General features: G+C 32.0%; 8 protein-coding genes. 5 read left to right on the top strand and 3 right to left on the bottom strand.

The features are described from left to right. The coding region (locus WBQ70_RS07795; protein ID WP_423912572.1) for an alpha amylase C-terminal domain-containing protein at positions 1–402 on the top strand (402 nt) is incomplete at its 5' end. A 156-nt stretch (positions 403–558) separates the two neighbouring features. Here WBQ70_RS07795 and WBQ70_RS07790 read toward each other — a convergent pair. Both WBQ70_RS07790 and WBQ70_RS07785 read right to left on the bottom strand, forming a co-directional pair. Further along, positions 559–1,197 carry a peroxiredoxin gene (locus tag WBQ70_RS07790; RefSeq protein WP_423912569.1) on the bottom strand — a complete coding sequence of 213 codons (639 nt, stop codon included), beginning with the start codon at positions 1,195–1,197 and terminating at the stop codon, positions 559–561. A gap of 99 nt (positions 1,198–1,296) precedes the next feature. Further along, a complete protein-coding gene (locus WBQ70_RS07785) occupies positions 1,297–2,211 on the bottom strand; it encodes an AEC family transporter (RefSeq protein WP_423912566.1) in 915 nt (304 codons plus the stop codon). A 330-nt stretch (positions 2,212–2,541) separates the two neighbouring features. On the opposite strand from WBQ70_RS07785, the gene WBQ70_RS07780 reads away from it, so the two are divergent. Continuing rightward, positions 2,542–2,700 carry a hypothetical protein gene (locus tag WBQ70_RS07780; RefSeq protein WP_423912564.1) on the top strand — a complete coding sequence of 53 codons (159 nt, stop codon included), beginning with the start codon at positions 2,542–2,544 and terminating at the stop codon, positions 2,698–2,700. A gap of 400 nt (positions 2,701–3,100) precedes the next feature. Here WBQ70_RS07780 and WBQ70_RS07775 read toward each other — a convergent pair whose 3' ends face one another. Beyond that, positions 3,101–4,120: a quinone-dependent dihydroorotate dehydrogenase gene (locus WBQ70_RS07775; RefSeq protein WP_423912561.1), complete on the bottom strand. Its 1,020-nt coding sequence runs from the start codon at positions 4,118–4,120 to the stop codon at positions 3,101–3,103. Between the two features lie 321 nt (positions 4,121–4,441). Here WBQ70_RS07775 and WBQ70_RS07770 point away from each other — a divergent pair, with 321 nt between their 5' ends. The 3 genes from WBQ70_RS07770 to WBQ70_RS07760 form a co-directional block, all read left to right on the top strand. After that, positions 4,442–4,855, top strand: coding sequence for a DUF1003 domain-containing protein (locus WBQ70_RS07770; protein ID WP_423912559.1), 414 nt, complete (start codon positions 4,442–4,444; stop codon positions 4,853–4,855). A gap of 166 nt (positions 4,856–5,021) precedes the next feature. Further along, complete coding sequence (gene pepT, locus WBQ70_RS07765; RefSeq protein WP_423912556.1) at positions 5,022–6,293, top strand: peptidase T; 1,272 nt, start codon at positions 5,022–5,024, stop codon at positions 6,291–6,293. A gap of 670 nt (positions 6,294–6,963) precedes the next feature. Further along, positions 6,964–7,476, top strand: a 513-nt coding sequence (locus WBQ70_RS07760) for a hypothetical protein (protein ID WP_423912553.1), incomplete at its 3' end; no start/stop codon positions are given.

Raw genomic sequence — 7,476 nt, 5'->3', positions numbered from 1 at the left:
CACCTAGGAATCACAAGAATGGTCAGCGACTTGGTCAAAATCCGTACGGAACAAAAAAACGAAAGTGATGGTTTAAAGGGACAATACACCAAAGTTATTCATTTTAACAATGATAATAAAGTTTTGGCTTACGCAAGATCCTCTAGTGACGATTTTTCAAATTCAACAGTTGTTTTACTCAATTTATCAAATGACTCTTTTGAAAATTATACAATAGGAGTTCCTGATGCAAAACAATATAATTTGGTTTTTAATAGTGATTGGAAAGGGTATGATGAAGAATTTACAGATATGGTGGTAAGTCCTGTTACTATTTCAAATGAAAATTATGATAGTGAGCCATATAAAGCTGTAACAAATTTACCAGCTTATACAGCCTTGATTTTTACTCCAAGTAACTAGAAATAGTATTATAAAATTTTTAATTAAAAGCTTCAGTATCTAACATTAATGATAGAAGATAAAGTGAACCGCTTTTTCAGGTCTCTATAAACAGACATATAAAAAAAGGGAATTCGATAATATCGAATTCCCTTTTTACATTTAACCTACTAACTATTATTTATTAGGTTGTGGTGTCATTCTTAAATAATACTTTATTCTATTAAATCCTTTTGGGAATTTAGCAGGAATATCTTCGTCTTTGATAGCTGGTGAAATCACTACATCATCTCCATCTTTCCAGTTAGCCGGTGTTGCCACACTATAATTAGCGGTCAATTGTAAACTATCGATAACACGCAATAACTCGTCAAAATTACGTCCTGTAGAGGCTGGATATGTCAATATCAATTTTACTTTTTTATCTGAACCGATAACAAAAACGGAACGAACAGTAAAAGTATCATTCGCATTTGGGTGAATCATATCATATAAATTTGCTACTTCTTTACTTTCGTCAGCTATGATTGGGTATTGTAAAGTTACATTTTGAGTTTCTTCGATGTCTTTTATCCAATCTAAATGTGATTGTATTCCATCGACACTCAAAGCGATCACTTTAGTATTTCTTTTAGAAAACTCAGGAAAATAATTTGCTACAGTTCCTAATTCGGTGGTACATACAGGAGTAAAATCAGAAGGATGCGAAAATAAAACACCCCATGAATCGCCTAGCCATTCGTGAAATTTTACGGTTCCCATTGTAGTTTCTGCTTCGAAATCTGGAGCTATATCTCCTAAACGTATTGTTGCCATGATTGTTATAATTTTTAAATTTCACTAAAATTACTCAAAAAAAACGAGATCCTTTGTCATTGAAATCATAAATAAAACTAAAAGACTACCTCGAAAACATTAAACAAATTGCCCAACAAAGTACCAAAAAATTAAAGTTATAAATGAAAGAGGGATTCCATAACCAATCATCATACTCGCTAATCGGGGTTTTAATCCGTAACTCGCTGCTAAGATACTAACCGTAATATTAGACGCCATAGCAGCTTCCATTAAAACAACTTTAATCATTTCTGATTTTTGATTCAATATCAAAACATACAATATATAAATCAAAGTAGGAGTCAATATCAATTTATATAACAATCCCAAACCTAAAAATCTCCAATGCTTACTTTTACTCTCAAAACGCAACTGCAACCCTACAGAAGTCAATGCTACAGGAGCCATAATACTTCCAAACCCTTTTAAAACTGTCTGAATTCCATCATTCAATTCAATTGAAAAAACATTTAATATGCACGCAATTATGAAAAAAACGAAAGGTGGAAACTTAAATACACGTATTAACATTTGGATAGGTTTCAAATTATCTTTTGAAAAATAAGTTGCTACAAAAATTCCTAGCGTAGATAGTACGACAACCGTACCTGGTTGATCAAATAATATGGCCATTTTTAATCCTTGTTCGCCATATAAAGCACTAATAATTGGATATCCCAAAAAAGAGGTGTTTCCTAATCCCGCTGTAAGTATCAAACAGCCAATTAATTTATTAGACCATCTCCATTTTTTTCCTAAAAAATAAAATAAAGCAAAAGCAACAATGAAACCAATCCATGCGCCTCCTATGGGATATAACAAGTCATTGCTCCAAGTCAACTTTGGAATGTAATACAACACAATCGCTGGTAAACAAATTGTTATTACTATTTTATTAAGTATTTTATAAGTACTTAAAACGGGAAATTTTTTGATATTTTGAAGTATTATTCCCAATAATAGGAATGCAAAAATGATGATAATGTTAATCATAATGGACTATCTAATTCTAAAAATACAAATATCCGTATTCTTGACAACCTAGCCTTGCTAAAGATTCTTTTTATTATAGGTTATAATGTATATTATAACTGTTTTTGATTAACCAATTTAAAAACCATAAATAACTACAACTAATAGACGTGATTTTATAAAAAAGACAGGCTTAACAAGATGGGCAATTTCTTTTTTTAATATTCCTTTGAATACTCTTTATGAACAAGTTACGATGACGATAGTCTTTCATTGAATATTTTTATAAAATTTACAATTTCTAGATTATTACTAAGCAGGAGAAATACCGGTTGAATTAGTTTTGCGAGTTTGGATTTAAGGGTACATCCAAAAGGTCATGTCAAACCTGAAATTGTTGCCATTGATTTGCCAAAAGCCATTCGTAACATCAAGAAATCAGAATCTAATTACAGTATGATTACCACTTCTATTGAAAATATTAACAGCCATTTCGCCATTCAACAGTAGAAGAAGTTATTCTAGGCAAAATGGATTTAAATTATTGCATTCAAAAAAAAAAAGATCGTTTTATAAAATACAAAATGGAGCTAAACGAATGGAATCTGGGAAGTAAAAGATGCTCCTATTAGTGAAGGAATGATAGACTTTAAAACCTATTTCAAAAAACTAAAAAAAAACTCCAATTGAAACCAATAGTAAATCTTCATGTGAATATGATATAGGTGGCGCTGAGAAAGGCAATAAAAAAATTACTGTTGATCCAAAAGTAGTTTTTGACGCAATGAAAAAAGATTTAAAAGCTGTTTAAAAGCTTTGGAAAGATGCTTAACTAAAAAAGGTGTCATTCATAACGAATGACACCTTTTTGATTTCAATAGTAAAAACTAAGGACTAATGACTTAAAAACTTACTTCTTAGCCAAAATCTTTTTATTAATTGCTTTTACCAATGCTGGCCCTTCGTATATAAAACCAGTATATAATTGCACTAAGCTCGCTCCAGCTTCTAATTTTTCAATTGCATCGTCAGCCGTATGAATCCCTCCTACTCCAATGATTGGAAATGATTTGTTACTCTTTTGAGATAAAAAACGAATCACCTCAGTAGAACGTTTGGTCAATGGTTTTCCAGACAATCCACCCATTTCGGTTTTATTTTCTGATTGCAAACCTTCTCTAGAGATAGTTGTATTGGTTGCAATGACACCTGCAATTTTCGTTTCATTTACAATATCAATAATATCTAATAATTGCTCGTTCGTTAAATCAGGTGCAATTTTTAATAAGATTGGTTTTTGCTTTGGCTTAGCCAAATTCTTATTTTGTAATGTTTGTAATAGCTGTGTCAAAGGCTCTTTGTCTTGTAAAGCACGTAAATTAGGAGTATTTGGTGAACTAACATTCACAACAAAATAATCTACATAATCATATAAAGCATCAAAACATATTTCGTAATCAGATGTTGCTTCTTCGTTTGGTGTGAGTTTATTTTTACCAATGTTTCCACCAATCAGTACACCAGTATTCGATTTTAATCGCGTTACTGCTTCTTGAACACCGCCGTTATTGAACCCCATTCGGTTGATAATAGCCGAATCTGCTTTCAAACGAAACAAACGTTTCTTAGGATTTCCTTCTTGCCCTTTTGGAGTCAAGGTTCCGATTTCGATAAAACCAAAACCGAAATTTGACAGCTCTTTGTATAACTTAGCATCCTTATCAAATCCAGCCGCTAAACCCACTGGGTTTTTAAATTTTAATCCAAAAACCTCTGTTTCTAAACGTTTATCATCAACTAAATAAAGAGATTTATATAAAGTACTAAACCCAGGAATTCTAGATGTAAAGCGAACTAATGAAAAAGTAAAATAATGTACTTTCTCTGGATCAAAACAAAACAATAAGGGACGCAACAGTAATTTATACATAAATATGTTATTTTTTAAGTGCTGCAAAAATAACACTATCTAGCCGAATAAGAAATAGTTGGTGACTATTTTTCAAGATAAATACAGTCGCTTTTAAAATGACACGAATTCACGAATTGTAATCCTCTGAAACACCACTAGAACAAATAGCAATTAAAAAAACTAGTTGACTAAATTCCAGTTTAATTCGTGAATTCGTGGTCATATTAACTCATACACTCAAGCGAGCCAATTTTTATCTAATTATATTTTACAAAAATTAAACTATCCCACCTCTATTCAAATCCAAACATTTGTTACTTTTAAACTAAAAAATACAAAATGAATCTAAATATTACTAAAAACTGGCACCAGAGACATCGTGAAAGTTTAAACTATGGTGGTCGCATTGCTGATGTGGTAGCCAAAGGAATGGGGTCTTGGCGTTTTATCATAATCCAAACCATTTTTGTCGTTGTTTGGATGGGATTAAATTTGGTTGCGTTCTTTAAACACTGGGACGCTTATCCTTTTATCTTACTCAATTTGGTTTTTTCAACTCAAGCTGCCTATGCTGCCCCAATTATTATGATGGCACAAAACCGTCAAAGTGAAAGAGACCGTTTGCAAGCACAAGATGATTATAATACCAATAAAGAAGCCAAACTTGAAATTGAGGCTTTGGCGGCTAAACTCAACTCCATTGAAATCGAAAAATTGGATAAAATATTGAAGATACTGGAAGAGATGAAATGATTCGCTTACTGCAAAGACGCAACGTTTTTTTTGCAAAGTGCATAAAGTTAAAGAGAACTCTGAATGGCTAAAAAAATTAAAAAACAAAGCAAGAACAACCAAAACAATTTAAGCTATTTTTAAAACCAATAAAACCTATCTTTGTTTTTCATAAAACCTCCACTCTATGCAACCTATTATAGACCGATTCATTAGTTATGTAACAATAGACACCGAATCAGATGTTCATTCTAAAACAACTCCTAGTACTGCTAAACAATGGAATTTAGCTAACAAATTAGTAGAAGATTTAAAAGCCATTGGTATGCAAGATGTTACTATTGACGACAAAGCCTATATCATGGCAACTTTGCCTAGTAATGTAGATCACGAAGTGCCAACTATCGGTTTTATTTCCCACTTTGATACTTCTCCTGATTTTTCGGGTGCGAATGTTAAACCTCAAATTGTGCCAAATTATGACGGAAAAGACATTGTTCTAAATACTGAAAAAAACATCATCTTATCTCCAAATTATTTCAAAGATTTATTACAATACAAAGGACAAACCTTAATTACTACCGACGGAACAACGCTTCTAGGTGCTGATGACAAAGCTGGAATTACTGAAATTGTGACCGCAATGGAATATTTGATTAACCATCCTGAAATCAAACACGGTCAAATCAAAGTAGGCTTCACTCCTGATGAAGAAATTGGTCGTGGAGCGCACCATTTTGATGTGGCTAAATTTGGAGCCCAATGGGCTTACACTATGGACGGAAGTCAAATAGGTGAATTAGAATTTGAAAATTTTAATGCGGCTGGAGCCAAAATTACTTTCAAAGGGAAAAGTGTTCATCCCGGTTATGCCAAAGGAAAAATGATCAACTCAATGTTGATTGCCAATGATTTCATCAACTCCTTACCCAAAGATGAAACGCCACAAGAGACCAAAGGTTATGAAGGTTTTTTTCATATTCATCATTTGAATGGAGGTATTGAAGAAACTACTATGGAATTAATTATCAGAGACCATAGTAAAATAAAATTCGAAAAACGAAAAGCCTTAATTGAAAAAATAACACGCAAAATCAATAAAAAATTCGCCAAACAATTTGGTGAAGATATCGTCATTGCTGAAGTAAAAGATCAATATTACAACATGAAGGAAAAAGTAGTTCCTGTAAAACACATTGTTGATATTGCCGCCAAAGCCATGCGTGAAGTCAACGTAAAGCCCATAATCAAACCCATTCGCGGAGGAACTGATGGTTGCCAACTGTCTTATATGGGGTTACCATGTCCTAATATTTTCGCTGGTGGACACAACTTTCACGGAAAATATGAATATGTTCCTGTAGAAAGCATGCAAAAAGCAGTAGAAGTAATTGTTAAAATTGCAGAATTGACCAGTCAACCCCACTTTGGATTAGAAAAACCAAAAAAAACTAACTAAAAAAAAATATCAAGATAATAAGGCTGTTCGAAAAATAATTTTCGAACAGCCTTTTTTTATTACTCCATATCTACATACTATTTTAAACCTATTTGTTTGCGTTCTACATCTATAATAGTGGTCAAATCCAATCTGATTTGGTATGATCAAATCTCACTTTCAATTTGGCTGATTATCATGCATTGGCTATACTTTTCAATTTCATAAGCAAACAATAGTCTTTTATCAAACAAAAAAACAGTCCATTACATTTTACTTTACAAAGAACTGGGAGCGAGGATAAACAATAGGGTTTGTATTACATTATTTTTTTAGTATTAAATCAAAGAAGCTATTTTTAAAAAAAAAGACTTGATTACGGTTTCACATAAATATCATAATAAAACATTAGATACTTTTGCTTTTGGATCAAAATTCAAATAAACACCAACTTTTTAACCTTTCCATTACCAAGTACAAATTAAAGAAAGACATTCTAGAAAATTTAAATATCAAAAAAATGATAAAAAATAAAAATCATTCTAAAAAAACAATTCGCATTACTATTTAATGTGAGAAAATACATTTATAAATTGTAGTTTTGCTCTTTTTTAAAAATACCTCAAAATTATTATAACAACCCTTGTTTTTTTTTATAAAAATAATTAGTCAACAGTAGTTCAACCTGCCTATGAAAATCTTCTACAAAATCCTCTTTTTATTTATTCTAGTTAATTCCAATATTACATTAAAAGCTAGCAATAATTTTATTGTGAATCCAGTTACTCCACCAACAGGAACAATATCCGGAACAACAACGGTATGTCAAAACGGGACAGCACCTGAAATAACGTTTACAGGCTCAGGTGGAAGCGCTCCCTATACTTTTACGTATGATATTGATGGAGTCGCACAAGCTCCAATATCCACAACTGGAACAGAGACATCTGTAAAAATCGTTGTAAACACTGCTAATACAGGTCATTTTAATTATAATTTGACTAGTGTTCATGATACAACAACCCCTATTTTAGAACAACCTCTTACTGATCAAGCTACAATCACAATCAATGCTTTGCCTATAGTTGATTTTTCTTTTACCAATGACAACAGTTGCTCTGGAACTATTGTTCAATTTTCTTCTTCTGTTACTGGTACAGCAACGTACTCCTATGCTTGGGATTTTGGAGATGGCAAAACCTCT

Source organism: Flavobacterium sp. (assembly GCF_049590715.1).
Taxonomy (GTDB): Bacteria; Bacteroidota; Bacteroidia; order Flavobacteriales; family Flavobacteriaceae; genus Flavobacterium.
The sequence above is the reverse complement of the archived record's forward strand: the minus strand, read 5'-3'. Positions and strand labels throughout refer to the sequence as shown.

Bases quoted from the DNA above. Each gene is read 5' to 3' on its own strand.
- WBQ70_RS07790 (WP_423912569.1), bottom strand. From the start codon at position 1,197: ATGGCAACAATACGTTTAGGAGATATAGCTCCAGATTTCGAAGCAGAA.
- WBQ70_RS07785 (WP_423912566.1), bottom strand. From the start codon at position 2,211: ATGATTAACATTATCATCATTTTTGCATTCCTATTATTGGGAATAATA.
- WBQ70_RS07775 (WP_423912561.1), bottom strand. From the start codon at position 4,120: ATGTATAAATTACTGTTGCGTCCCTTATTGTTTTGTTTTGATCCAGAG.
- WBQ70_RS07770 (WP_423912559.1), top strand. From the start codon at position 4,442: ATGAATCTAAATATTACTAAAAACTGGCACCAGAGACATCGTGAAAGT.
- pepT (WP_423912556.1), top strand. From the start codon at position 5,022: ATGCAACCTATTATAGACCGATTCATTAGTTATGTAACAATAGACACC.